Genomic DNA, 25,094 nt, shown 5'->3' with positions numbered 1-25,094 from the left:
GTCAGGTGGTCCTCGCACGCGCAATCCGGACACGGAAGCGCCGAACCGCACCTGCTATTGTGTCGATACGCCGGTTGAGTGCGTCGGGAACTCTGATCGTGATCCCCCGCCGATACATGATCGCGTTGGCCAGAAAACATGTGACCGGAAACGCGTAGAATAGCGGCCAGATATCCTCGTTGGTGCGGCTGGCCCCATAGATCGCATATGCACCCCAGCGATAAACCAGTGCACCACCCAGGCCCAGAAGGTAGGCGTTGAACTGCGTTTGGCGGTGTGAGCGTGTCTGGCCGGCGACGACGAGGCCGACCATCGCGAACAGGAACGGATACATCCAGTCGCTCATCCGCCGGTGGAATTCGCCTTTCAGCCAGCCGGGATAGTTCTTCACGACCTTGTCGTCCGGATCGGCAGCGATGAGGTCGCGCGTGTCTCGCTCGTGTGGATAGTACTGGCCCAACGCCTCGCTAGGGCCGAATTGCGAAAGGCCGATTGCGTAGGAATTGAACCGGATGATAGACAGGGTTCCGTCGCCGAGATTCTTGCGGTGGATCTGGCCGTTCGTCATCACCAGCACTTCCCGGTCGCCGAAGCGGGCGACGGCGCCGGTTTGCGCATAGTAGAGCAGCGACAGCTTCTCGTCGCGCGTGTCCGACACCATGATCCCGCCAAGCTGGTTGCCGGGCAACCGCCGGTCGACATAAATCGTCAGGTCCCTCTCGATCCGTGTGAATACGCCTTCGCGGATCAGCGTCGTCAGAAGGTCGGTGCGCGCCTCAACGATAACATCCCGGACGGCCCGGTTCGATTGCGGCTCGATGACGTTGTTGGAGGTGAAGATCCATGCGCCGCCGAGCGCCGCTATCAGCATTACCGGCATTGCGATCGTGCTGCGCGACAAGCCGGAGGCGGAGATTACGGCAAGTTCGGAGTCCGAATTCATCGTGTTGAAGACCTGCACTGTGCCGACGACGATCGCAAACGGCATCACCAGTGTGATGAGCTGTGGAGTCAACATGACCAGCAGCATGAAGAACGCACCGATCGACTGACCCGAACCTGTCGCAAAGTCGATCCGCGTCAGCGCCTGCGTCACCCAGACCACACCGAGGATCGCCAGAAACGAGCTCCCCGCGATAATCGCGATCCGGCGGGCAATGTAGCGTTGCAGCGTCTTCAATCGGGGGGCCTCATCATGGGGGCAGGGACCGTGAATTGCGTCCGACATCCATATAGGAAAATATGAAACGATCGGCACAAAGTTTCGTTAACGCTCCCGCTGCTCCGCCAACGCGACGGAATCGGCGTTTTCAACAACGCATTGCTGCCGGCAGGAGGCTTTGCTATCGCCAGAGGTGAAATATGAAGCCATGTTCGCCTCAGGGTTACGCCTTGGGCCTTGCTAGGGAAACATATCGATATCATGACCGTTCTGCCGACATTCTCGTTCTCTAAAATCGCGGCTCCAAAAAAGGGGACGGTGGTTCTGCTTGCCGCAAAGGATGGCAAGCTGCCTGAACTCGTTGCCGAACTCGACCCGTCATCCACGCTCGCCAAGGCAATTGAGGTTTCGAAATTCTCTGGCAAGGCGAAATCGGTTGTCGATGTGCTGGCGCCGGCGAATTCGCCTGCCGACCGGATTCTGGTTGTCGGTGTCGGCGACGTCGGTGAAGCCAGCGATATCAGCTGGGCGGCGCTCGGCGGCGTAGTGCGTGCGCGGGTCGCCGGCGACAAGGCAGTGACCGTGCTTCTGTCGGGGGACGGGTTCGAGGTCTCGCCCGATGCGGCCGCGGCTTTCGCGCAGGGCTATCTGCTGCGCGCCTACGAGTTCGACAAATACAAGACCCGCAAGAAGGACGACGAGGCCAGCGAAAAGAAGCCCAGTGCCCAGAAGGTGGGGCTGATGACTGCTGAACCTGCCGCGTGCAAGAAAGTTTGGGCGACCGCTGAAGCGGTGGCGCGCGGTGTCATGCTCGCCCGCGATCTGGTCAACGAGCCGGCGAATACACTCGGACCGGTGGAGTTCGCCGCCCGCGCCGACGCGCTGACAGCGCTCGGCGTCGAGGTCGAGATCCTGGTCGAGAAGGACATGAAGAAACTTGGCATGGGCGCGTTGCTGGGCGTCGCGCAGGGTTCGGTCCGGCCGCCGCGCTTTGTGGTCATGAAGTGGAGTGGCGGCAAGGCAAAGGATCAGCCTGTCGCCTTCATCGGCAAGGGCGTGGTGTTCGATACCGGCGGCATTTCCATCAAGCCCTCCGGCGGCATGGAGGACATGAAGGGCGACATGGGCGGCGCGGCTGCAGTCACCGGACTGATGCATGCTCTGGCGGCGCGCAAGGCCAAGGCGAATGTGATCGGGATCATCGGGCTGGTCGAGAACATGCCGGACGGCAATGCGCAGCGCCCCGGCGACATCGTCACGTCGATGTCGGGCCAGACGATCGAGGTCATCAACACCGACGCAGAGGGCCGCCTCGTTCTGGCCGATGCGCTCTGGTACTGCAAGGAGACCCACAAGCCGAAATTCATGATCAATCTGGCAACGTTGACCGGCGCGATCCTGGTGGCGCTCGGCCAGCAACACGCCGGCCTGTTTTCCAATGACGACGAGCTTTCCGGCCGATTGTTCGAGGCAGGCGTATTGACCGGCGAGAAGGTCTGGCGGATGCCGATGGGTGCCGAATACGACAAGCTGATCGATTCCAAGTTTGCCGACATGAAGAATGTTGGCGGGCGCTATGCCGGCTCGATCACTGCTGCGCAGTTTCTCAAGCGGTTCGTCGGTGATATTGCCTGGGCGCATCTGGACGTTGCCGGCACGGCGATGTCGTCGCCGGCGACCGATACCAACCAATCCTGGGCTTCCGGCTATGGCGTGCGCCTGCTCGACCGGCTGGTCGCCGATCATTACGAGGGCTGACCGGCGACTGTGGCGGAGATATTCTTCTATCACCTCACGGAATCGACGCTCGACGAAGCGCTTCCGGCGCTGATCGAGAAATCGGTTGCCCGCGGCTGGCGCGCGGCAATCCAGGCAGGCAGCGACCGGCTGCGCGATGCGCTAAACGCCCATTTGTGGACCTACCGGTCAGACAGTTTCCTGCCGCATGACGCCGATGGTTGCGACCGGCCGGATGAGCAGCCGGTCTTCCTCACCACAAGCGACGACAATCCGAACGGTGCGCAGATCAGGTTTCTGGTCGGGGACGCCGCGCCGGGCAGCGATATTGCCGGCTACGAGCGGCTTGTGGTGATGTTTGACGGGCTGGACGACACCGCACTGGGCAATGCGCGCGGTCACTGGAAAAACTTGAAAGCGGCAGGGCACGACCTGACCTACTGGCAACAGGCACAGGACGGCCGCTGGCAAAAGAAGGCATAAGATGACGTAGTCGCAATCTGCCGGGATGGAGGGGCGCTTTGCGGATTATCGGATTTTTTCTCGTCGCAGCGGGGCTGCTGGCGATCGTGGCGACGGGCTTCGTCGACTACGTCTCGCGCACGCCGACAGAGATCGGTCGTTTTAACGTCTTTACCCAGTACACGGGCTACAAGACCGCCGAGGCCGAACTGGGGCCGGGCGACGCGCCGCTCCGCATTGTCCTGGAAGCCGCGATCCCGCTGGAAACGCGGCACACCGATGGCGAAACCACCCTGACGCTCGTCGTGAATTCCGCGAGCCGGACGATTGCAACCGAGACGCCGCTGATATCGCCGGATACGGCCAGCGTGACCGAAACCGGCACGGTCGTGGTCGAGGTGCTGGAAATTCCCCGGCTGGAAGACGGCCCATACACATTTGTGCTTGGCGAAGGCGATCGCGACGAACTGCGCATCGTCTCGGCACATCTGGTGCTCGAACGCCTGCCATCGGCCGCCGACCGCTTCTCGCCGATCGGTTTCACGCTGCTGGCTGTCGGCGTCGCGATACTCGTGCTCGGCTGGCGCCGCCGGCGTTCGCCCCCGGATGCAGGCGAACCGGCATCCGGAACCTCGAGCATCGGTTACCGCCAACCGGAAAGCCGCGACCCGGTATCGCCGTCCGTCGACTGGGGGCGTGGCGACGGAACCGGCTGACCTGTCCGGTATGGCGCTGGCTCAGGTCTCCGCCATCGCCTCTTCATACTCGGCAGACAGCGTCATCCATTCGTCCTCCCAGCCGGCGAGCTTGGCCTCCTCGGCTGCCCGGCGTCTCGAAAGATCGACGATTCTTGCGCTGTCGGCATGCGATTCAGGCTTGGCCAGGTCGGCGTCGATCATTTCGATCTCGCGCTGCGCTTTCTCGATCTGTTGTTCCAGACGGTCGATTTTCCTTTTCAACGGCGCAAATGCCGCGCGCTTGGCTGCGGCTTGCTTGCGCTTGTCTTTCGATGACGCCTGCGCCGGTTCGCCGTTGGGTGTTTCGCGAGCCGCATCCGGCTTTTCCGGCCCCTTGAGGATGAGCCTGCGATAGGCGTCCAGATCGTCCTGATAGGCGCTGACGGTGCCGCCATGCACCAGCCAAAGTCGCTCCGCGCAAGCCTCGATCAACTGTCGGTCGTGGCTGACCAGTATCACAGCGCCGCGATAATCGTTCAGCGCCTCGGAGAGGGCTGCCCGGCTGTCGATATCAAGATGGTTGGTCGGTTCGTCGAGGATCAGCAGGTGCGGCGCCTCGAACGTCACAAGCCCGATCAACAGGCGCGCCCGTTCGCCGCCCGAAAGATCTTTGGCTTTTGTGTCCATGCGGTCGCCGCCGAGTCCCATGCGGGCGACCCGCGAACGCACCTTGGCCTCTCCGTCGTCAGGCATCAGGGCGCGGACATGTTCGTAGGCCGTCTGCTCCGGTTTCAGGTCTTCCAGCTGGTGCTGCGCGAACATGGCGATGCGCAGCCGGTCGGCGCGCGTCACCTTGCCGCCCATCGGCACAAGCCGGTCGGCGACCAGTTTTGCGAAGGTCGACTTGCCATTGCCGTTGGCGCCCAGGAGCGCGATGCGGTCGTCGTGGTCGATGCGCAGGTTGAGCCGGCGCAGCACCGGATTGTCGTCATAGCCGACGCTGGCGCCTTCCATGACGATGATCGGCGAGGCCGGCTGCCGCTCGGGCGAGGGGAGGTGGATCGGTTGCACGGCCGTGTCGATCATCATGTCGACATCGGCCATGCGCTGCAGCGCCTTCAGCCGGCTTTGCGCCTGGCGCGCCTTCGACGCCTTGTAGCGGAAGCGCTCGACAAAGGCTTCCATGTGCCGCCGCCGGGCCGCCTGCTTTTCCGCCATCTTGGCCGCCAGCATCTGCTTCTCGGCGCGCGCGCGCGCAAATTGATCATAATTGCCGCGATAGAAGGTAAGCCGCCGGTCCTCCAGATGCAGGATGGCGTTGGTGGTCGTGTTCAACAGGTCGCGGTCGTGGCTGATGATCACGACGGTGTGCGGATAGCGCTGGATGTAGTTTTCGAGCCACAATGCGCCTTCCAGGTCGAGATAGTTTGTCGGCTCGTCGAGCAGCAGCAGGTCCGGTTCGGAAAACAGCACCGCTGCCAGCGCAACCCGCATGCGCCACCCGCCGGAAAATGCCCGGCAGGGCCGGCGCTGTGCTTCCGCATCGAAGCCGAGGCCGTATAGGATCGCGCCGGCGCGCGCCTCCGCCGAATGGGCGTTGATATCGGCGAGCCGGGCATGAATGGCGGAGATACGGGCGGGGTCTTGCGCACTCTCCGCCTCGGCCAGAAGCGCGGTGCGCTCCCGGTCGGCTGCGAGCACGACCTCCATCAGGCTGTCGTCCGTGCCCGGCGCTTCCTGCGCCACCTGTCCGATCCGCATTCCCTTGGGCAGGTCGATGCCACCGCTCTCCGGATCGATCTCACCGGAAATCAGCCGAAACAGTGTTGTCTTGCCGGTTCCATTGCGCCCAACGAAGCCGACTTTCATGCCCTCGGGCACGACCGCATTCGCGCCCTCGAACAGCGGCCGGCCCAACATGCGGAATGTGAGATTGCTAATCTGCAGCATCAGCGGCTTTTGAACCGCAATCGGTAATCTCGCAAGCGGCAATCCGGCAAGCGCCGCCCATGATCTTGCCATTCGCGCCGGTCAGACGACTTACGAGGCCGCCGTTCAGGCTTTCCAGAACGGTTTTGCCGCTTCGCACGCCGCTGCCTGCCGGGTGATGCCCGCGTCGTTGAGGACACTATCCGGCTGCGGCAGCAACTCCTCGCGCAGCATGCGCCGGCAGGCGGCGCGGTCGATCCATCGGCGTACCAAGCCGGCGATGCTGACCGGCCGTTCGCTGTCGGTGTCGGTCTGGTGGGCGATTGCCCGAGCGATGCGCGGCAACACGATTATGTCGGCCATGACATTTGCTCCGGTTTCCGTTTTCGGAACAATAGATTTTGTCAACGCGATGGAATATCGAGTAATTCTCAGAAGTCTGTGAGCGAATGGAACATAACATGCGCAAACTGCCTCCGCTGTCCGCGCTGCCGGCCTTCGAAGCGACCGCGCGTCTTGGTTCGGTCACGGCGGCGGCACATGAACTTGGCCGCACCCACGGCGCGGTCAGCAAGCAGATTCGTCATTTGTCCGAAGACCTCGGCGGCGAACTCTTCGAACGCGAGGGCAACGGCCTGCGTCTGACGGCGCGCGGCGAACGATTGCGCGCCGTGGCGAGCTCTGTGCTTGATGATTTGAACGGCCTGTCTCAATTGCTGCGCGCGGAGTTGAATGAGTACCGCGTCGACATCCTGGCGAGCGCGACGCTGGCGACCCGTTGGCTCACGCCGCGCTTGCCGCGGTTCTACGCCCGGTTTCCGAATGTCGAAGTCCGATTGTTGATGTCCTACGCCCAGGAATTGCCGGAGTCCGAATTCGATGTCTGTTTGAGCTATGACCGGCTGAGGAACGAAACCTCCCATGAGCAAAGCCTGTCGATTGGCGACACCGCTTACGGCCCGGTCTGCGCGCCCGATTACCCGCTGGTGATCGCCGAAAACAGTTGCAGGGCCTCGGTGCGGCTGACTCAGCCGAATGCGCAACACACATGGGCGGCTTGGATGCAGCGCGCGAATACCGAACTCATCGTCGAGCGCGACATCGAACATGCTCATCACTTCCTGGCGCTCGAGGCGGCGGCTGCGGGCCTCGGTGTTGCGCTTGCCGAGCGACGTATTGTTCAATCCGACATCGATACTGGCCGTCTTGTCGCCCCAGTCGGCTTTGTCGACGTGCCAGGCGGTTTTCAGGCATTCGTTACGCCGAGGGCGCGCAACAGACGGATCACCGCCGGATTTCTGGAGTGGGTGACGGAAGAGGCTGCACGGCCATAGCCGGCCGCCGCCTTTCACATGAATGCGGCCCCTTCCTCGCTGCGCAGGAAATAGATCAGGTCGAGCGGCGGCGGCGCGTGCCCGAGGAGCGACAACACGGAATGCGCTTGGCCGCGATGATGCGTCTGGTGGTTGAAAAGATGCGCCACCGCCGGCGCAAGGCGGTGTTTCATCGGCTGCGGATTGGTGATTGGCGTGTATGAGAACTCGCCCGAAAGTGCTGCCACGTCGAGCGTTTCGATCCAGTCGACGATGCGTGCGTCCATCGCCTCACGGGCGGCCCTCAGATCGGCGAATTGCGGAAACGGAACATCGTTCAGACCGGCGCTCGTTTCGCCGGTTCCGGTGAAGCGGTGCATCCAGATGCGGTCGCCGACCAGCAGGTGGTTGAGCGTCCCGCAGATGGACTTGAAGAACGCGCCGACGTCGCGGTTCCATTCCTCTTCGTTCAATCCCGCCACCACGTCGTACAGTTGCCCATTGGCCCAGCGATTGTATGCGGCGAACATGCGGTAATGATCGGTCTGGTCCATCGGCGCCGGTCCCTGGTTCGGCTACGATCCTGCCCTTGGGGGCACCCCTTGGCAAGGCATGTCCGCGCCGCTATAGACCGCCCGGATTTCTCTTTTCCTCCTTCAAGAACATCACAAAGGACACCTCAATGGCCATCGAGCGCACTTTCTCCATGATCAAGCCGGACGCGACCAAGCGCAACCTGACCGGCGCCATCACCAAGATGCTGGAAGACGCCGGGCTGCGCGTCGTCGCTTCCAGGCGCGTATGGATGAGCCAGCGCCAGGCCGAGGCGTTCTACGCTGTTCACAAGGAGCGTCCCTTCTTCGGCGAATTGACCGAGTTCATGTCGTCCGGCCCGACCATCGTCCAGGTTCTCGAAGGCGAGAACGCGATCCTGAAGAACCGCGAAGTCATGGGTGCGACCAATCCGGCAGAAGCCGAAGAAGGCACGATCCGCAAGACCTACGCCAACTCGATCGGCGAAAACTCAGTGCACGGTTCCGATGCGCCGGAAACCGCCGCCGAGGAGATCGCGTTCTGGTTTGCCGGCCACGAGATCGTCGGCTGACCGGCCGACCGTTTCGCTGTAAGAAAGCCGGGCGCTAGCCCGGCTTTTTTTGTTTGTGCCGCCCGTCGACGACGAACCCACCGGCCCATTCACACGACCTTTACAAAGTGTTGTTCAAATCTGATTCAGCACGCGCTTGCCCGGGAAGGGGTCCGCGGATAGGGTTTTGGCATGTATCCTGAATACACACGCGCCGAACGTATCGCAGATGGCATCATCCACGTCATCGGGATCGGCGCGAGCGCGATCGCGGTTACGGTCCTGATCATTCTTGCGGTGCCGACGCTGGATGTGTTTTCGACATCGGCGCTTGCCGTCTACGGCACAACAGTGATCTTGCTGTTTTCGGTCTCCGCCGCCTATCACATGATCAGTCACCATGAGTGGCGACCCATTTTGCGGCGCTTCGACCAGGCGGCGATTTTCTTCAAGATAGCCGGCACCTACACGCCGCTGGTTATGCTGATCGGCAGCATGTTCGCCTATGGCGTGCTTGCGCTTGTCTGGACGATCGCGGTCCTCGGCGCTATCGCCAAACTGTCATTCTGGCACAGTATCGAGCGATTCTCGGTCATTCTGTTCCTGGCTTTGGGCTGGGCGAGCCTGACATTGGCCTGGCCGATTTTCGCGACACTGCCGGTTGTTGTGTCGATGCTGATCCTCGCCGGCGGGCTGCTCTACAGCGTCGGCGTCATTTTCCATCTCTGGGAAGGGCTTCGCTACCAGAACGCGATCTGGCACGGTTTCGTGCTTGCCGCCTCGGCCTGCCACTTCACGGCGGTCTCATACGGCACGTTCGCGCTGGTCGCGTAATTACCAGCGGCCGGTGGCATCGTCGTCGGTCTCTTTCGCCCCGACCCAGCCTCCATCGCCGCCGTCCTTCAGGTGTTCCTTCTTCCAGAACGGCGCCCGCGTCTTCAGGAAGTCCATCAGGAAATCCGCCGCCTCGAAGGCGGCCTGGCGGTGCGCCGACGCGGCCACCACAAGGACGATGTTTTCGCCGGGCGCGATGCGGCCATGGCGGTGGATGACCGTCAGACCTGTCAGCGGCCAGCGTCCGACGGCTTGGCCCGCGATCCGGCCGATCTCTGCCTCTGCCATACCGGGATAGTGCTCCAGCTCCAGTGCCGCCAACCGGCCACCCTCGTCGCGGCACAGGCCGGTAAAGGTCACGACCGCACCGACGTCGCCGCGTCCGGCAGCAAGGCCGGCAATCTCGGCGGCGATGTCGAAGTCATCCTTCTGGACTCGGACCTGCGGTTCGACCGGCGTGGTCATGTCAGCCGCCGGTCATCGGCGGAAACAGCGCGATTTCGCGCGGCTTGCCGAGCGCTTCGTCGTGTTCGACATGCTCCTGATCGACGGCAATGCGGATCGCATTGTCGAACTGCAGCGCTGCCTCGTAGTTCTCGCCGCGCGCTTTCAGCCACGCCAGAAGTTCCGCACCGGTCCTGATGTCATCCGGTAGATCGACCTCTTCCTCGGCGGTGCCGATCCGCTCGCGCACCCAGGCGAAATAGACCAGTTTCGTCATTGGCGGTTCGAGTCCTCGATCACGTGTTTCAGGCCGGACCGGTAGTAGTCCCAGCCGGTATATAGTGTCACGAGTGCCGACACCCACAACAGCACCAGCCCGGTCTCGGTGATGTAGGGGACGATGCGGTCGCCGGCCGGCCCGGCGATCATGAAGCCGATTGCCACGAGTTGCATGGCCGTCTTCCACTTGGCGAGTTGCGAAACCGGCACCGAAACCTCCAGCGTGGCGAGGTATTCACGCAGGCCCGAAACGAGGATCTCCCGGCACAGGATGATGACCGCCGCCCACAAGCTCCAGCCCGCGATTGCGCCTTCGGCGGCAAGCAGCAGAAGCACCACCGAAACCACCAGCTTGTCGGCAATCGGGTCGAGCATGCGGCCGATCTCCGATGTTTGCTGCCAGCGCCGCGCCAGCCAGCCGTCGAAGAAGTCGGTGATTCCGGCAAATGCGAAGATGCCGAGTGCCAGCCAGCGCGAGAAATCGCTCGGTTGCAGCGGACCCTCGAAGAAGAAGCATACGACAATCAATGGCACCGCGAGGATGCGCAGATAAGTCAGGATGTTGGGGAGATTGAACGCGCTGTTTCGCATGAGGTTGTGACAAGCACCGGAATGCCGTCTGGGTCAAGGGTGCAGATCACCCGGCCTGCCGGAAGTGATCGTAGATCTGCTGCGCCATGGCGCGTGAGATGCCTTCGACCTTCTCCAGGTCATCGAGCGCCGCCCGCGCCACGCCCTTGGCGCTGCCGAAATGGTGCAGCAGCGAGCGTTTGCGCGCCGGACCGATGCCGGCGACCTCGTCGAGCGGGTTCTTGATCATCTCCTTCTTGCGGCGCGCGCGGTGTGATCCGATCGCAAACCGGTGCGCCTCGTCGCGCAGGCGCTGGATGAAATACAACACCGGATCGCGGGGCGGCAGGCTGAAATCCGGCTTGCCCGGAATGACAAAGCGCTCGCGTCCGGCATCGCGGTCCACACCCTTGGAGACGCCGACGACATCGACAACGCCTTCGATGCCGAGATCCTTCAATATGGTCATGACCGCGTTGACCTGGCCGATCCCGCCATCGATCAGCAGCAGGTCAGGCCAGGTCGGCAGCGTATCGTCTGGAGTTTCGTCGGCAGGGCTGTCCGTGTTCTCGCGGTCAGGCAGCCCCTGTTCCTTGACGAGCCGGGAGAAGCGCCTTTCCATGACCTCGCGCATCATGGCGAAATCGTCGCCCGGGGTGGCATCCTCGGAGCGGATGTTGAACTTGCGGTACTGGTTCTTGGCAAATCCGTCCGGTCCCGAGACGATCATCGCCCCGACCGCGTTGGTGCCCATGATGTGCGAGTTGTCGTAGACCTCGATACGGCGCGGCGCGCGCGATAGCTGCAGCGTTTCGGCGATGCCGCGCAGCAGCTTGGCGTGCGAACTGGTCTCGGCCAGCCGCCGGCCGAGTGCTTCGCGGGCGTTGGCCAGCGCATGGTCGGCGAGGTCGCGCTTTTCGCCGCGTTGCGGCCGGCTCACGGTCACCTTGCGCCCCGCCTTCAGCGCCAGCGCCTCTGCCAGCAGTCCCGCTTCGGCGATCTCGGTGCTGGTCAGGATCTGTTTCGGTACAGGTTTGTTGTCGTAGAACTGTGAAACGAAGGCGCCGAGCACCTCGTCCGGTTCCAGCGAGGCGTCCGCTTTCGGGAAATAGGCGCGGTTGCCCCAGTTCTGGCCGGTGCGGAAGAAAAAGACCTGGATGCAGGTCACGCCGCCTTCCTGCGCGATGGCGAATACATCCGCCTCGTCGATGCCGCGCGGATTGATGCCCTGGTGGCTCTGGATCGAGGTCAGCGCCGAGATGCGGTCGCGATAGACCGCAGCACGCTCGAAATCGAGATTCTCGGCCGCCTCCTGCATGGCTCGCGACATCTGCGTCTGGACCGCCTGGCTGCGACCGGAAAGAAACGCCTTCGCTTCTCCGACCAGCGCAGCATAGTCCTCGACGGAGACCTCGCCGGTGCACGGGCCCGAGCAACGCTTGATCTGGTAGAGCAGGCAGGGCCGTGTCCGGCTTTCATAGACGCTGTCGGTGCAGGTGCGCAGCAGGAAAGCGCGTTGCAGCGCGTTGATCGTCCGCCCGACCGCGCCGGCCGACGCGAACGGGCCGAAATAGTCGCCCTTGCGGGTCTGCGCGCCGCGGTGTTTGAAGATGCCCGGCGCCTCGTGGTTTCCGGTCAGGAGAATGTAGGGAAACGACTTGTCGTCGCGAAGCAGGACATTAAATCGCGGCCGCAAGCGCTTGATGAGATTCGCTTCAAGCAGCAGCGCTTCGGTTTCGGTGCGGGTGGTGACGAACTCCATCGCCGCCGTCAGCCCGATCATGCGGACGATCCGGTTGGAATGGCCGCGGCCCTGCGCGTAGCTCGTCACGCGCTTCTTCAGGCTGGCGGCCTTGCCGACATAAAGCACGTCGCCCTTGGCGTCGAACATGCGGTAGACGCCCGGCGCGTTCGGCAGGCGCTTGACATAGGCGGCGATCAACTCGGCGCCTTGCAGCTCTTTGAGGCTGTCATCACCGGCGTCCCACGCGAGCGCTTTGCCAAGCTCGCGAAGCAGCGGGTCGTCGCCGCCATCGAGAACGACATCCTCTATACCGTCTTCTGCCGGAATCGGTTTCGGATCCATGCCTGCCATTTCAACGGTCGGCGGCACCGGTATCAAGCCCCGCCGCCGGATTGTGTTCCAGACCGGGTTTTCCCGGCGCGATCATTAGATGTGGGGCTATTCCGCGATCCCGGCAACATCCGGGGTTTCCCACGCGAGGTGCTGTCCGCCGTCCAACGCGATCATCTGGCCCGTGATCGAGGCGTTGTTCCAAAGAAACCGGATCGTCGCGCCGAATTCGGCGAGTTCCGGGCCACGGCCGAGCGGCACCCGGCCGGATTGCTTGCGGAAATCCGCCTCGCTTTGCCGGGAGTTCGGCAAGGTCGGCCCGGGGCCAATGGCATTGACGCGGATGCGTGGCGCAAGCGCCTGCGCCATCGTTTGGGTTGCAGTCCACAGCGCCGATTTCGACAAGGTGTAAGACATGAAACTCGGCATCAGCCGCCAGACGCGTTGGTCGATGATGTTGACGATCATCCCGGCGCGGTCTGCCGGCAATTGCGCGGCGAAGGCCTCGGCGAGAAACACCGGCGCCTTCAGATGAAGGTCGAAATGGCTGTCCCAGATCGCCGGATCGAGACTGCCCATGCCGTCATCTTCGAAGATGGAGGCATTGTTGACCAGCAGCGCGACGGGCGCGGACGCCGCGGCGCTCGCCGCGCCGATGAGGCCGCTCCGTTCGACGCTGTCGGTCAGGTCGGCGGTCACGGCAATGGCTTCATGGCCTGCCGCACGCAGTTGTCCGGCAAGCGCGGTGGCGTCGGCGGCGGACCGGTTGGCGTGGACAACAACCGCAAATCCGTTCGCGGCGAGATCCTCGGCGATTGCCTTGCCGATCCGCCTGGCGCCTCCTGTGATCAATGCGACGGGTTTCGATGCCAATGGGCTTCCTTTGCCGGTTCAAAAAACGGAAACGATATAAACCACGTAACCGATCAGCATCGCCGCACCAAGCATGCGCCCGGTGGTGATGCGGGCAAAACAGATGACCGAAAGCAGGATTGCGGTCAGCAGCATGATCCAGACGTCGCGCTCCAGAATGATGCTGGACACCGGCACCGGAATGATCAGGCCGGTAATGCCCATGATCGCCCCGATATTGAAGATGCTCGAACCGATGATGTTGCCGAGCGCGACCTCGGCTTCCTTGCGCCAGCCGGCCATGAAGGAGGTGGCGAGTTCGGGCAGCGAGGTTCCGATGGCGACGATGGTCAGGCCGATGGCCGCCTGGCTGACTCCGAAAGCCTCGGCAAGCCCTGATGCGCCGCTGACGGTGAAATGGGCCGCGATCGGCAGGCCGATCAGGCCGCCGGCAAGGTGGGTGGCGATCCGGCCCGGCGAATGCGGCATCTCGCCGAACTCGTCGTGATAATCGCCGCGCGGCTCGTCTTCCATATGCAGGCGCGCGCGCATGATCTGAACGGTCACGAAGGTCAACAGGCCGGCAAAAAGGCCCGCCGCCTCGATTCGCTGCAACGTACCGTCGCCCAGCACCCAGACGAAGGCCAGCGTGAACACCAGCATCACACCTGTGTTGCGCGCCAGCCCGCGCTCCTGCGCGTGGATGGCGGCGAGCAGCGCCGGCGCGCCCATCACCAAAAGGACATTGGCGATGTTGGAGCCGATGACATTGCCAACGGCGATGTCGGGCGCACCGGACAGCGCCGATTGCACCGAAACGAACAGTTCCGGCGCCGAGGTTCCGAACGCCACGACCGTCAACCCGATGATGAGCGGGGGAATGCCGAGGTTCTCGGCGAGACCGGCGGCCCCCTTCACCAGATAGTCGCCGGCAATGACCAGCAGCACCAATCCGGCGATGAGCATCAAGATGTTGAAGAGCATGGGAACCGCAATCAGCAAGAGGTCGTGCCGTCTATATAGGTATTGATTATCCGAAAAAAGGGAGCCGGCGGCTGTTGCAGGAAAACCACGCTCGCCGCACTTCATTTTTCCGACACCAAAATTCCCCATTTCGGCGAAGCATTCGCCGCAATCTCTCACCAAATCTCCGTCCGGGTGTTTGGGAATGGTGCGCATACGGTGGCCGAAGACACCGCAGGCGCCCGAACCGGGCAAGCAATGGAGATCAACATGCGACTGTTTTCGAAATTGACGGGTGGCGCGGCAATGCTCGCGCTTGCGGCGGCTCCGGCAATGGCCGCCGATGCCATCGACGTGCCGCCGGCACCGCCGGCAGCTGCTCCCATCGAGGTCGCGCCGCCTGCGACCTGGTCGGGATTTTATGCCGGCGGCTTCGCCGGCTATGGCTGGGGCACCTTCGACAGTTCCGCCGGCGACATCGACGCCGACGGTTTCAAGGGCGGCGCCTTCGCCGGCTACAACCTGCAGGACGGGCGGATCGTCTACGGCGTCGAGGGCGACATCGGCTATTCGGACGCCGACGGCACGCTTGGCGGCGGGCCGGTTGCGGCCAGCCAGACGGTGTTCGGATCGGTGCGCGGCCGTGTCGGCTATGCGCTGGATCCGGTGCTGCTCTACGGCACCGCCGGCCTGGCGGTGACCGGCGCCGAGGTGACCGACGGTGCGGTGACGGATTCGAACACCCATGTCGGCTGGACGGTCGGCGCGGGCGCGGATGCGCTTTTGACCGAGAACATCTTCGGCCGCCTCGAATACCGCTACACCGACTACCAGTCGAAGAACTTTACGATCGGCGGACCGACCACCGTGTCGTCGGGCTTCTCTACCCACACGGTCAACACCGGTATCGGTATCAAGTTCTGATCCAAGACCGCTCCCGCGCGCCTTGCCGCGCGCGGGGGCTCAGCCGTGCGGCCGCTGCGCGCGATAGGCGGGAAAGGCTTCCTCGAAGCGCTGCTCGAAGCGTCTCAGCTTCGGTCGTCCGCGCCGCCAGTCGAGATCCGGAAAGCGCAGATCGAGATAGCCCGCCATCGCCGCGAGCGCGAAATGCCCACCGTGAAGCCTGGTGGTGACGCGCGGCGCATGCTCGTTCAGCCAGTCGAGACCGCGCGCCGCCTTCCTGGCCTGCTTGTCGATCCACGGCTGGTGCGCCATGCCCTCCGGCCGCGAACGCCTTTCATAAACCTGCGCCTGCAGGCACGTGCTGACCCCGTCGGCCATTGCCTCGATGCGCTCGGCGTCGCGCAACTTTTCGGCGTTGCGCGGATAAAGCTTCTTGCCGCTCATGCGGTCGAACTCGCGCATGATCGCGCTGCTTTCGATGACCGCATAGCCATCATCGAGGATCAGCGTCGGGATCTTGCCGAGCGGATTGGCGTCGATCAGCAGCGGCGGTTCGTCGACGGTGATCACGTTGACATTTTCGATTGTCACCGGCAGGTCGAGCCAGGTCGCGGCCATGCGGACCTTGGCGACAAAGGGTGAGGCGGGCGCACCGAGAAGTTTTGGCATGGTGTTTCCTTAATCGGTTTTTTGCGCGGGTGGAAGCGGGCGCTAGTCTCCGCTCTCCGAACATGCTTCATCGCCGCCGCGCCTCATTCCCTGAGGCCGGATCGTTCATAAAACTGGAAGACGGGCGGTCAAAGCATCGCAACGTCTAGTTAGTAATAGCGATCCTCGGACCGCCCGCTCGGCGTTCTTGCAGCTTCGGTCGGCGGCCCGGAACGAAAGTCCGGGAAAACAAGACTGCGCGCGCCGCTTCATGCCGCCCTGACTTGGGGGTTCATCACCCAGTGACGCACCTCTGCGCCACCAGCCAGGCACCGTCCTTCCCCCTGTGAGCCGGTGTGCACCCAGACTTCCGTGAGAAGGCGGGAATCAGGATAGGCGAGGTTCGGGGGCGGTGGACAAGTTTTCCAAAGCCGATGGGTTAGGCTATTAGAAATACGGTAAAAAATAGATTGAGGCGTGGGGGGCGGTCAACCAGCGAACACGACCGATGCTCAAACGCGGCCACCAGTACCGCTCCACCCTCACTGCGCCGCCGGCATGGCGGCGGTGGGCAGGGCGCAGGCGTTGCGGTCGACCTCCGGGCAGGAGACGAAGCCGGTCAGGTCCTTCGACAGGCAGATCCGCACCTCGCGCAGGAAGCGGCGGTCGCAGGTGACCGCCACTGCGCCGGCTTTGAGACCGTCATTGGCCGCAAGGAACGCCGCCTCCACACTGCCGGGATCGGGATTGGCATAGGCTTCGCCCGTCTGGAATGCATCCGGAATGACAACACGCTCATGGGCCGCGCGGGTGACTTCGAAATAGGCGCTCTGCGACAGGCCGGTGCAGGTACCATGCTTGCGCCACTGGTGGCGGACAAGGCCGGTCGACGGCATGATGTCGAGCATCGTGTCTGAGAGCGACCGCGGCACCGAAAGTGGCCGCTGGGTCGGGCAATCGGCGGGATAGCCGCGCTCATATTGCGGCCAGAGGCCGTGCACGACGAAGGCATGTGGATCGCGGCTTTCGCATTGCTGACGGTTGGCGCGGTCGCCAAGGGCGGCGCAATAGCTGGGCGACCATGACAGCGCCAGCACGTAGAAATCGAAGCCGGTGCCGAGCGGCACGGATGGGGCGGCGTTTTCAGAGGCTGTGTCCGGTTCGGCGGCGTCGCAACCGGCAAGCGCCGGCAGCGCAAGCGCCAGCACAAGCGCAATGGCGCTCCGGCCGAGGACCGCCAAGTCCATGGCAAACGATGGTCTTGCGATCAGCGCAGCACCCGGCAGGCGCCGTTGTAGACATTCCAGCGATCAAGCCCCGACAAGCAGAACTCGACATTGTCTCCGAACGCCAGCCCGAAGCCGGCGAAACCTTCGTCGACCTCGATCAGGTACCAGAGCTTGCGCGTCTGGCCGTCCGACATATGGGCGGTGGCGTGGCAATAATGCCGCTCCACCAGGCATTCCTCGGTCTTGGCGTGGTAGCGATGCTCGTGGATGTTGACGATGCCGGAAATCTTCAGGCCGGGCTGGTGATGCACCCGGCGCGCCTGGATGCCGAAACGCTTCTCGATGGCGCGCAGATTGCCCTTGTGGGCGCAGAGCGAATTCGGCGCGGCGACCGAATAGGGCCCCGGCGCGATCAGGTCTGCCGCCAGCGCCGACGACGCCATCGCGAAAACCGCTACAATTGCGCTGAAAACTGCCGTCATCGTCCGGATCATCGAGAATGCTCCCGTCTTCGTGGCGTTGGCGATCATAGGTGATTAACCCATTGCCGCCGCGCCGTCACCCCGGATTCGCGTGTCGATTACTCGCCGGCGATCCAGTTGACGGCGAAGTTGCCGGAGCCTTGCTTCATTTCCATGACCGGGGTCAGCCAGCGCAGGATCGTGCGCAACTCGCTTTCCAGCGTGTAAGGCGGGTTGACGACGATCACGCCCGACCCGTCGAAGCGCACATCCTCGCCGGAACCGCGCACCTCGAGCGTGGTGTCGAGAATGCGCGGGATGCCGGACGCGCGCAATTCCTCGCGGAACTCGGCGATGCCCTTGCGGTGCTTGACCGGGTACCACAACAGGTAGGTGCCGGTCGCGAACCGCTTGTGGCCTTCCTTCAGCGCGGTCAGGATGTTGAAGAACTCGTGATAGACTTCGAACGGTGGATCGACGAGCACGACGCCGCGCCGTTCCTTGGGCGGCAGGTGCGACTTGATTGCGAGCCAGCCATCGAGATTGGTTGCGCGCACCTGAATGTCGCCCTCGAAATGTGTATGCAGGGTCTCGAAATCTTCGGCGTGAAGTTCCAGCGCGGTCAGCCGGTCCTGCTTGCGCGCCAGCATGCGCGCGATCTTCGGCGAGCCGGGGTATAGCTTTACGGCTTCGCCCTCGTTTAACGCGCGCACGCAGTTCAGATAGGGCGCGATCAATTCGGCGACGTCTGCTGGCGCGGTGTCGGCGGCGGCCAGCAGCCGGGCGATGCCGGTTCGCCATTCGCCGGTCTTCTGCGCGCGTTCCGACGACAGGTCATAGACGCCGCAGCCGGCGTGCGTGTCGATGACGCGAAACGCCGCGTCCTTCCTCTGCATGTAAGCGATGACGCGCGTCAGCACGATATGCTTGAAGACATCGGCGAAATTGCCGGCATGGAAGATGTGGCGATAATTCATTTTTTGCTCCTATCGCGCTGACGCCCATCCGGCTAGTCTTGTGCCCATGAATATCGCACCGGAAAACGCAACATTCCGCTCCACCTGTCCGCATGACTGTCCGTCATGCTGCGCGCTCGATGTCGAGGTGCTGCCGGGCGACCGGATCGGCCGCGTGCGCGGATCGAAGGACAACAGCTACACGGCCGGCGTGATCTGCGCCAAGGTGGCCCGCTATGCCGAGCGCATCCACCATCCCGACCGGCTCATGCACCCGCTGGTGCGCACCGGCGGCAAGGGCGACGGGGAATGGCGGCAAGCCTCCTGGGCGGCGGCGCTCGACCTGATCGCCGAGCGCTTCGAGGCCGCCGAACGCGAAATCGGCGCAGAGGCGGTCTGGCCCTACTACTACGCCGGCACGATGGGCCAGGTGCAGCGCGACGGCATCAACCGGCTGCGCCACGCCAGACGCTATTCGGGCCAGTTCGACACGATCTGCACCAATATGGCCTGGACCGGCTTCGTGATGGGCACCGGCAAGCTCGCCGGGCCCGACCCGCGCGAAATGGCGCTCGCCGACTGCGTGGTGATCTGGGGCACCAATGCGGTGTCGACGCAGGTCAATGTGATGACCCACGCGATCAAGGCGCGCAAGGAACGCGGCGCCAAGATCGTGGTTGTCGATGTCTATCAAAACGACACCGCCGACCAGGCCGATCTGGCGCTAATCCTGAAGCCCGGGACCGACGCCGCGCTCGCCTGCGCGGTGATGCATGTGGCGTTTCGCGACGGTCACGCCGACCGCGATTATCTGGCGCGGTTCAGCGACGATCCGGCCGGGCTGGAAGCGCATCTGCAAACGCGCGACCCGGCCTGGGCGGCGGCGATCACCGGGCTCACCGTCGCCGATATCGAGGCGTTCGCGAAACTGGTCGGCACGACGAATCGCAGTTTCTTCCGGCTCGGCTACGGCTTCACGCGCAACCGCAACGGCACGGCGGCGATGCATGCGGCCTGTTCGATCCCCACAGTGCTCGGCTCGTGGCGGCATGAGGGCGGCGGCGCGTTCCACAACAATGGCGGCATTTACGGCTTCGACAAGACGGAGATCATGGGGCTGGCGGAGGAGGACCCGGAGGTCCGCTCACTCGACCAGTCGAAGATCGGCCGGGTGCTGACAGGCGATGCGGAAGCGCTCTGCGGAGGCCCGCCAGTTGCCGCCATGCTGATCCAGAACACCAACCCGATGAACGTCATGCCCGAACAGGCGCTGGTCCGGCAGGGCTTCGCCCGGGACGATCTGTTCGTCGCCGTGCATGAGCAGTTCATGACCGAGACCGCCGAAATGGCCGATGTGGTGCTGCCGGCGACGATGTTCATGGAGCATGACGACATTTATCGCGGCGGCGGCCATCAGCATGTCATGCTCGGGCCGAAGCTGATCGACGGGCCGGGCGAGACGCGGTCCAACCACTTCGTCATCGAGGAACTGGGCAAGCGGCTCGGCGTCGCCGGCCGGCCCGGTTTCGGCAAGAGCGAGCAGGAACTGATTTCCGGCATGCTCGCCGACAGCGGCTATGACGAGACCTACGAGACGCTGCGCGAAAAGGGCTGGATCGATGTCCAGCCGGATTTCGATACGTCGCATTATGCGAACGGCTTCGGCCATCCCGACGGGCGTTACCGCTTCCGCGCCGACTGGACGGGCACGCCGGCGCCCGACAGGCCGCCAGAGACGCTGGGCCCGCAAGGCCCGGTCGCTGCGCTGCCTTCCTTCCCGGACCATATCGAGCTTGCGGACGCACCCGATGCCGAACACCCCTTCGTGCTGGCGACGTCGCCGGCGCGGTCCTTCCTCAATTCGACCTTCGCCGAGACGCCGGGATCGGTGAAGAAGGAAGGCCGGCCGGAGGTGTTGATGCACCCGGATGACGCTGTCGAACACGGGCTCGGCGATGGCGATACGGTGGCGCTCGGCAATTCGCGCGGCGAGGTGCATCTGCATCTGAAACTGTCGCAAAAGCCGGCGCGCGGCACGCTGATCGCCGAAGGCCTGTGGCCGAACAAGGCGCATCCGAACGGCTGCGGGATCAACACGCTGACCAGCGCCGACAGCGTTGCGCCCTATGGCGGCGCGCCGATCCATGACACCAAGGTGTGGGTGAGGGCGCTGGGCGGCTAGCGCGACCGGATCAGCATGGCGAGCGCCTCGGGGTAGATCCGGTGTTCCTCCGCCAGCACGCGCTGGCTGAGTGTTTCGGCCGTGTCGCCGGGCAGCACGGGGACTTCCGCCTGCATGATTACCGGACCTTCGTCCATGCCCGCGGTGACATGGTGCACGGAGCAGCCATGCACCGTCTCGCCTGCGGCGATGGCGCGGGCATGGGTGTCGAGGCCCTTGAATTTCGGCAGCAGGGACGGGTGGATATTGATGATCCGGCCTTCCCAGGGCGCCAGGAATTCAGCGCTCAAGAGCCGCATGAAGCCGGCGAGGCAGACGATGTCGGCGCCGGTTTCGGCGATCGCGGCCTGGATCGCGTCTTCATGGGCGCGTTTCGACGGGTAATCGGCGCGCGCGAATGCCGATGCGGCGATCCCCAGATCACGCGCGGTCGCCAGCCCGGCCGCATCTGGATTGTCGGAAATCACGCCGACGATCGCCGCCGGGTAGTCGGGCGCACGCGTTGCCGCGATCAGCGCCTGCATGTTGGAACCACGGCCTGAGATCAGAACCGCGACCGGTGTTTTTCGAGCGCCGGCGCCGGTCAAATCGCCAGCGATCCCGAATAGCGTACCCGGTCGCCGTCGGTATCGCTTATGTTGCCAAGGTGAAACGCCGTTTCATTATGTCTTTCAAGGCATTCAATGGTTTTCTTCAAGTCAGATGGCGGGATCACCGCGATCATGCCGACGCCGCAGTTGAAGGTGCGCAGCATCTCGTCACGGGCCACGCCGCCGGTGGCGGCGAGCCAGGAGAAAACCGGGGGGACGTCGATTGCGGACAGATCGATGTCCGCCGAAAGCCCGGCGGGCAGGACGCGCGGGATGTTCTCGGGGAAACCGCCGCCGGTGATGTGGGCAAGCGCCTTGATCGCGCCAGTTTCGCGAATGGCGGCCAGCACGGACGGAACGTAGATACGGGTCGGCTTCAACAATGCAGCTGCGAGCGAAATCGCCGCATCGAAAGGCGCGGCGTCCGAATAGCCGATGCCCGCCATGGCGACGATCTTGCGCACCAGCGAATAGCCGTTGGAATGGATACCGGACGAGGCGAGGCCGATGATTGCGTCGCCGGGCGCGATGTCGGGGCGCGGCAGCAATCCGCCGCGCTCCACCGCGCCGACCGCGAACCCGGCCAGATCGTAGTCGCCCGGATCGTACATGCCCGGCATTTCCGCCGTCTCGCCGCCTAGCAGGGCGCAGCCGGCGCGCTGGCAGCCATCGGCGATACCGGAGACGACCGAGGCCGCCGCGCCGACATCGAGCTTGCCGGTGGCGAAATAGTCGAGGAAAAACAATGGTTCAGCGCCTTGCACGACAAGGTCGTTGACGCACATCGCCACCAGATCGATACCGACAGTGTCGTGAATGCCGGCCTCAATGGCCACTTTCAGCTTGGTACCGACACCGTCATTGGCCGCGACCAACAACGGGTCGACATAGCCGGCGGCCTTGATGTCGAACAGGCCCCCGAACCCGCCGATCGTGCCGTCGGCGCCGGGCCTTGCCGTCGAGCGGACCATCGGCTTGATGGCGTCGACAAGCGCGTTTCCGGCATCGATATCGACGCCGGCGTCACGGTAGCTCAATCCGTTGGCGCCCGATTGATCTGTTGTCACCTTAACCACCCGTTTGCCCGATCCTCCGCCCGCAAGGTCTATTGCATGGCTGGCGTCCGCTTTCCAATAATGAATCGTCGCGGTCATGGGGATATTGTCGAAGAAGCGCGATCGCCTTTTGCGTCGGCTAACGGCCATCTCTATATCTGGGTGATTGGAAAGGCACCGCATGGCGCAAACGCTTCTCACCATACCCAACATGATTACGGTTGCGCGGTTCATAGCGATCCCGCTGATCGTTTATGCCGCGCTCAACGACCAGTGGATGACGGCGTTCGTGCTGTTCGTTCTTGCCGGCGCGTCCGATGCCGTCGACGGTTACATCGCGCGCCATTTCGACCAGAGTTCGCTGATCGGCAAGCTGATGGATCCGTTGGCCGACAAGGCGCTGACGATCGCCGTCTATACGGCGCTGGCGATCCAGCACCAGCTTCCCATGTGGCTGGTCGCGGTGATCGTTGCCCGCGATATCGGCATTCTTGTCGGCGCGGTGGCGTTGACCGGGTCCGGCCAGATGGCGGCCATCCGCCCGTTGTTCATCTCCAAGGTGAATACCGCGCTGCTGATCGTGCTGGCCGCGTGGGTGCTTGGCGCGAACGCGCTGAGCCTGCCGTTGCAGCCCTTGACCGCGATTCTGGTCGCTGTCGCCACGATATCGATTGCGGCATCCGCGCTGGCCTATGGCTGGTTGATGTTCGATCGCTTCCGCAATCCCGACCCCGGCGTACCGCCGGGCGCAAACCAGTCGGACGGTACCCGATGAGCGAACACATCTCCACGACCTCGCTGCGGCGTCAGGCGATCTTCTGGCTGGCGGCGATGACGGTGTTCGTGCTGTTTCTGGTGATTTTCCGCTCGATCCTGCTGCCGTTCCTGGCCGGCCTCGCGCTTGCCTATTTTCTCGATCCCGTCGCCGACTTCTTCGAGCGGCGCGGTCTGTCGCGAATTGCCGCAACGGTGATCATCCTGTCGATGTTCGTGGTGCTGTTTATCGTCGCGCTGATGATCATCGTGCCGATCCTGGCCTCGCAGCTCGCCGGGTTCATCGCGCTCGTGCCCGATTATCTGGTGCAACTGCGTACCCTGCTTGCCCAGGTCAGCCTCGATACGACATGGCTTTCGAGCTACACGGGCATCGAGCCGGAAGGCCTGCAGGCCGGTCTGGACGAACTCCTCAAGCAGGGCGCCGGCTTCCTGACGGCTCTGTTCCAGGGCCTCTGGTCGTCTGGGCGCGCCGTCGTCGACCTTGCCGGATTGCTGGTGGTCGCGCCGGTGGTCGCCTTCTACATGCTGCTCGACTGGGACCGGATGGTGGCCCGTGTCGACAGCTGGATTCCCCGCGATCATCTCGCTCAGGTCCGCAAACTCGGCACGGATATCGATGAAGCGATTGCCGGTTTTGTGCGCGGGCAGGGGTTGGTCTGCCTTATCCTCGGCAGCTTCTACGCGATAAGCCTGACGCTGGTCGGCCTGAATTTCGGTCTGTTGATCGGCATGTTCGCCGGTCTGATCAGCTTCATACCCTATGTCGGTTCGATCGTCGGGCTGGTCCTGTCGGTTGGCGTCGCGCTGGCGCAGTTCTGGCCGGACTGGATCATGATCGGGATCGTCGTCGCGATCTTTTTCGCCGGCCAGTTAGTCGAGGGCAATATCCTGCAGCCGAAGCTGGTTGGCGACAGCGTCGGCCTGCATCCGGTGTGGCTGATGTTCGCGCTGTTTGCCTTTGGGTCGCTGTTCGGCTTTACCGGTCTGCTGATCGCGGTGCCGGCGGCCGCCGTGGTCGGCGTGCTTGTCCGGTTCGCGCTCGAGAAATACCTCGATTCCGATCTCTACATAGGGCATTCGGAGAGTGCTGCCGACGATGCGGCCGATACGGATACAAAAGCCGGCTGACCGTCCGCGACAGACTGCCCGTAATGCGTGACCAGTGATGCGTGAACCCGAAAACCAGTTCCTGCTCGACATCGGCCTGCCGGCGTCCATGACGCGCGACGACCTGATCGTCTCGCGCGCCAATCGCGAGGCCGCAGCGCTGATCGAGAGCTGGCCGGACTGGCCATCGAGCGCTGCCGTGCTCGCCGGGCCGCCGGGTTCCGGCAAGACCCATCTGGCGTCGATCTGGGCGCAGCGTTCCGGCGCGCGGTCGTGCGATCCGACGACTTTGTCCGGCGCCGATCTCGACGCCGCGCAGGCCGCGACACCGCTCGTTATCGACGGCCTGCAGCCAGGCGGTTTCGATGAGGATGCGCTGTTTCACCTGCTCAATGCGGCGCGTGCCAATGGCGGCTCCATCCTGATGACATCCGTGCAATGGCCCGCCGCCTGGCAGGTTCGCACGCCGGATTTGCGGTCGCGCCTGCTGGCAGCCCCGACCGTCGAAATCGGCGAGCCGGACGACGAATTGCTGGTCGGTGTGATGACGAAGTTGTTCAGCGACCGGCAGATTTCCGTCGACGCGGCGGTTGTGCAGTTCATTGCCAGCCGGATCGAGCGGTCGCTGGAAAGCGCGCGCCTGATCGTCGACCGGCTGGACAAGGCGGCGCTGGCGCGCAAAAGCAAGATCACGCGTCCTTTTGCATCCGCCTACATCAAAGAGTACGATGAAAACCAAGACGAATTCGATTTCTGATCCTGTCATCATTCCGTTCCAAAGCGGTGCGAAGACCGGGAGCCACTGA

The 25,094-nt window shown here is 63.6% G+C and carries 26 protein-coding genes and 1 pseudogene; 11 read left to right on the top strand and 16 right to left on the bottom strand.

Annotation, left to right across the window (positions count from 1 at the left end; translation table 11 throughout):
* Window position 1: 1 nt before the first annotated feature.
* Window positions 2–1,180 carry an LptF/LptG family permease gene (locus ACO06R_RS15730; RefSeq protein ID WP_421852044.1) on the bottom strand — a complete coding sequence of 393 codons (1,179 nt, stop codon included), beginning with the start codon at window positions 1,178–1,180 and terminating at the stop codon, window positions 2–4.
* 243 nt (window positions 1,181–1,423) lie between these two features.
* Between ACO06R_RS15730 and ACO06R_RS15725 the strand changes: the two genes are divergently transcribed.
* From ACO06R_RS15725 to ACO06R_RS15715, 3 genes are read left to right on the top strand one after another with little or no spacing between them, the layout of a single operon-like run.
* Entirely contained in the window at window positions 1,424–2,920 is a 1,497-nt protein-coding gene (locus ACO06R_RS15725; protein ID WP_421852041.1) for a leucyl aminopeptidase, read from the top strand.
* A 9-nt stretch (window positions 2,921–2,929) separates the two neighbouring features.
* The gene (locus ACO06R_RS15720) at window positions 2,930–3,382 is read left to right on the top strand and encodes a DNA polymerase III subunit chi (protein ID WP_421852038.1); all 453 of its coding nucleotides are present in this window, start codon (window positions 2,930–2,932) and stop codon (window positions 3,380–3,382) included.
* 38 nt (window positions 3,383–3,420) lie between these two features.
* On the top strand, window positions 3,421–4,077 hold the full coding sequence (locus tag ACO06R_RS15715) for a hypothetical protein (RefSeq protein ID WP_421852035.1): 657 nt from the start codon (window positions 3,421–3,423) through the stop codon (window positions 4,075–4,077).
* 21 nt (window positions 4,078–4,098) lie between these two features.
* Here ACO06R_RS15715 and ACO06R_RS15710 read toward each other — a convergent pair whose 3' ends face one another.
* Both ACO06R_RS15710 and ACO06R_RS15705 read right to left on the bottom strand, forming a co-directional pair.
* Window positions 4,099–5,988: an ABC-F family ATP-binding cassette domain-containing protein gene (locus ACO06R_RS15710; protein ID WP_421852032.1), complete on the bottom strand. Its 1,890-nt coding sequence runs from the start codon at window positions 5,986–5,988 to the stop codon at window positions 4,099–4,101.
* Between the two features lie 105 nt (window positions 5,989–6,093).
* On the bottom strand, window positions 6,094–6,330 hold the full coding sequence (locus ACO06R_RS15705; RefSeq protein WP_421852029.1) for a DUF1127 domain-containing protein: 237 nt from the start codon (window positions 6,328–6,330) through the stop codon (window positions 6,094–6,096).
* A 98-nt stretch (window positions 6,331–6,428) separates the two neighbouring features.
* On the opposite strand from ACO06R_RS15705, the gene ACO06R_RS15700 reads away from it, so the two are divergent.
* On the top strand, window positions 6,429–7,301 hold the full coding sequence (locus ACO06R_RS15700; RefSeq protein WP_421852026.1) for a LysR substrate-binding domain-containing protein: 873 nt from the start codon (window positions 6,429–6,431) through the stop codon (window positions 7,299–7,301).
* A gap of 14 nt (window positions 7,302–7,315) precedes the next feature.
* Here the strand turns inward: ACO06R_RS15700 and ACO06R_RS15695 are convergent, their stop codons facing one another.
* A complete protein-coding gene (locus tag ACO06R_RS15695; RefSeq protein WP_421852023.1) occupies window positions 7,316–7,834 on the bottom strand; it encodes a DinB family protein in 519 nt (172 codons plus the stop codon).
* Window positions 7,835–7,962: 128 nt separating this feature from the next.
* On the opposite strand from ACO06R_RS15695, the gene ndk reads away from it, so the two are divergent.
* Window positions 7,963–8,385, top strand: a complete 423-nt coding sequence (gene ndk / locus ACO06R_RS15690) for a nucleoside-diphosphate kinase (protein ID WP_421852020.1) — start codon at window positions 7,963–7,965, stop codon at window positions 8,383–8,385.
* Between the two features lie 171 nt (window positions 8,386–8,556).
* Window positions 8,557–9,198, top strand: a complete 642-nt coding sequence (trhA, locus tag ACO06R_RS15685) for a PAQR family membrane homeostasis protein TrhA (protein ID WP_421852017.1) — start codon at window positions 8,557–8,559, stop codon at window positions 9,196–9,198.
* Here the strand turns inward: trhA and ACO06R_RS15680 are convergent, their stop codons facing one another.
* The 6 genes and pseudogenes from ACO06R_RS15680 to ACO06R_RS15655 all read right to left on the bottom strand — a co-directional run bounded on the left by ACO06R_RS15680 (window position 9,199) and on the right by ACO06R_RS15655 (window position 14,401).
* A complete protein-coding gene (locus tag ACO06R_RS15680) occupies window positions 9,199–9,663 on the bottom strand; it encodes a molybdenum cofactor biosynthesis protein MoaE (RefSeq protein ID WP_421852014.1) in 465 nt (154 codons plus the stop codon). It lies immediately after the preceding gene.
* Between the two features lies 1 nt (window position 9,664).
* A complete protein-coding gene (gene moaD / locus ACO06R_RS15675) occupies window positions 9,665–9,919 on the bottom strand; it encodes a molybdopterin converting factor subunit 1 (protein WP_421852011.1) in 255 nt (84 codons plus the stop codon).
* Window positions 9,916–10,512 carry a CDP-diacylglycerol--glycerol-3-phosphate 3-phosphatidyltransferase gene (gene pgsA / locus ACO06R_RS15670; RefSeq protein WP_421852008.1) on the bottom strand — a complete coding sequence of 199 codons (597 nt, stop codon included), beginning with the start codon at window positions 10,510–10,512 and terminating at the stop codon, window positions 9,916–9,918. The genes moaD and pgsA overlap by 4 nt, the downstream gene beginning before the upstream one ends.
* Window positions 10,513–10,558: 46 nt before the next feature.
* Window positions 10,559–12,430, bottom strand: a pseudogene (gene uvrC, locus ACO06R_RS15665) (excinuclease ABC subunit UvrC); the annotation flags it as partial.
* A 243-nt stretch (window positions 12,431–12,673) separates the two neighbouring features.
* Complete coding sequence (locus ACO06R_RS15660) at window positions 12,674–13,438, bottom strand: SDR family oxidoreductase (protein ID WP_421852005.1); 765 nt, start codon at window positions 13,436–13,438, stop codon at window positions 12,674–12,676.
* Window positions 13,439–13,456: 18 nt separating this feature from the next.
* Window positions 13,457–14,401, bottom strand: a complete 945-nt coding sequence (locus ACO06R_RS15655; protein WP_421852001.1) for a calcium/sodium antiporter — start codon at window positions 14,399–14,401, stop codon at window positions 13,457–13,459.
* 249 nt (window positions 14,402–14,650) lie between these two features.
* Between ACO06R_RS15655 and ACO06R_RS15650 the strand changes: the two genes are divergently transcribed.
* Window positions 14,651–15,304, top strand: a complete 654-nt coding sequence (locus tag ACO06R_RS15650; protein WP_421851998.1) for an outer membrane protein — start codon at window positions 14,651–14,653, stop codon at window positions 15,302–15,304.
* A gap of 39 nt (window positions 15,305–15,343) precedes the next feature.
* Here ACO06R_RS15650 and ACO06R_RS15645 read toward each other — a convergent pair whose 3' ends face one another.
* The 4 genes from ACO06R_RS15645 to ACO06R_RS15630 all read right to left on the bottom strand — a co-directional run bounded on the left by ACO06R_RS15645 (window position 15,344) and on the right by ACO06R_RS15630 (window position 18,598).
* Window positions 15,344–15,952, bottom strand: a complete 609-nt coding sequence (locus ACO06R_RS15645; protein WP_421851995.1) for a glutathione S-transferase family protein — start codon at window positions 15,950–15,952, stop codon at window positions 15,344–15,346.
* Window positions 15,953–16,473: 521 nt separating this feature from the next.
* Complete coding sequence (locus ACO06R_RS15640) at window positions 16,474–17,178, bottom strand: ribonuclease T2 family protein (protein WP_421851992.1); 705 nt, start codon at window positions 17,176–17,178, stop codon at window positions 16,474–16,476.
* 20 nt (window positions 17,179–17,198) lie between these two features.
* Window positions 17,199–17,690: a hypothetical protein gene (locus tag ACO06R_RS15635; RefSeq protein WP_421851989.1), complete on the bottom strand. Its 492-nt coding sequence runs from the start codon at window positions 17,688–17,690 to the stop codon at window positions 17,199–17,201.
* A 50-nt stretch (window positions 17,691–17,740) separates the two neighbouring features.
* Window positions 17,741–18,598 carry a 23S rRNA (adenine(2030)-N(6))-methyltransferase RlmJ gene (locus ACO06R_RS15630; protein ID WP_421851986.1) on the bottom strand — a complete coding sequence of 286 codons (858 nt, stop codon included), beginning with the start codon at window positions 18,596–18,598 and terminating at the stop codon, window positions 17,741–17,743.
* A 46-nt stretch (window positions 18,599–18,644) separates the two neighbouring features.
* Here ACO06R_RS15630 and ACO06R_RS15625 point away from each other — a divergent pair, with 46 nt between their 5' ends.
* Complete coding sequence (locus ACO06R_RS15625; RefSeq protein WP_421851983.1) at window positions 18,645–20,759, top strand: molybdopterin-containing oxidoreductase family protein; 2,115 nt, start codon at window positions 18,645–18,647, stop codon at window positions 20,757–20,759.
* Here the strand turns inward: ACO06R_RS15625 and purN are convergent.
* Together purN and purM are read right to left on the bottom strand one after the other, a co-directional pair.
* Window positions 20,756–21,346: a phosphoribosylglycinamide formyltransferase gene (purN, locus tag ACO06R_RS15620; RefSeq protein WP_421851977.1), complete on the bottom strand. Its 591-nt coding sequence runs from the start codon at window positions 21,344–21,346 to the stop codon at window positions 20,756–20,758. The genes ACO06R_RS15625 and purN overlap by 4 nt on opposite strands.
* Entirely contained in the window at window positions 21,343–22,416 is a 1,074-nt protein-coding gene (gene purM / locus ACO06R_RS15615; RefSeq protein WP_421851974.1) for a phosphoribosylformylglycinamidine cyclo-ligase, read from the bottom strand. Before purM ends, purN begins: the two co-directional genes overlap by 4 nt.
* A gap of 169 nt (window positions 22,417–22,585) precedes the next feature.
* Here purM and ACO06R_RS15610 point away from each other — a divergent pair, with 169 nt between their 5' ends.
* Genes ACO06R_RS15610 through ACO06R_RS15600 form a run of 3 tightly spaced genes read left to right on the top strand, consistent with a single transcriptional unit; the run spans window position 22,586 to window position 25,045 of the window.
* Complete coding sequence (locus ACO06R_RS15610; RefSeq protein ID WP_421851971.1) at window positions 22,586–23,179, top strand: CDP-alcohol phosphatidyltransferase family protein; 594 nt, start codon at window positions 22,586–22,588, stop codon at window positions 23,177–23,179.
* Window positions 23,176–24,309, top strand: coding sequence for an AI-2E family transporter (locus ACO06R_RS15605; protein ID WP_421851968.1), 1,134 nt, complete (start codon window positions 23,176–23,178; stop codon window positions 24,307–24,309). The genes ACO06R_RS15610 and ACO06R_RS15605 overlap by 4 nt, the downstream gene beginning before the upstream one ends.
* A gap of 37 nt (window positions 24,310–24,346) precedes the next feature.
* Window positions 24,347–25,045 carry an HdaA/DnaA family protein gene (locus tag ACO06R_RS15600; RefSeq protein ID WP_421851965.1) on the top strand — a complete coding sequence of 233 codons (699 nt, stop codon included), beginning with the start codon at window positions 24,347–24,349 and terminating at the stop codon, window positions 25,043–25,045.
* The last annotated feature ends 49 nt before the right edge of the window (window positions 25,046–25,094 follow it).

Source organism: Oricola sp. (genome assembly GCF_965230365.1).
In the GTDB taxonomy this organism is placed as follows: domain Bacteria; phylum Pseudomonadota; class Alphaproteobacteria; order Rhizobiales; family Rhizobiaceae; genus Oricola.
Note: the sequence above shows the minus strand (reverse complement) of the source record. Positions and strands in the feature narration are given on the sequence as shown.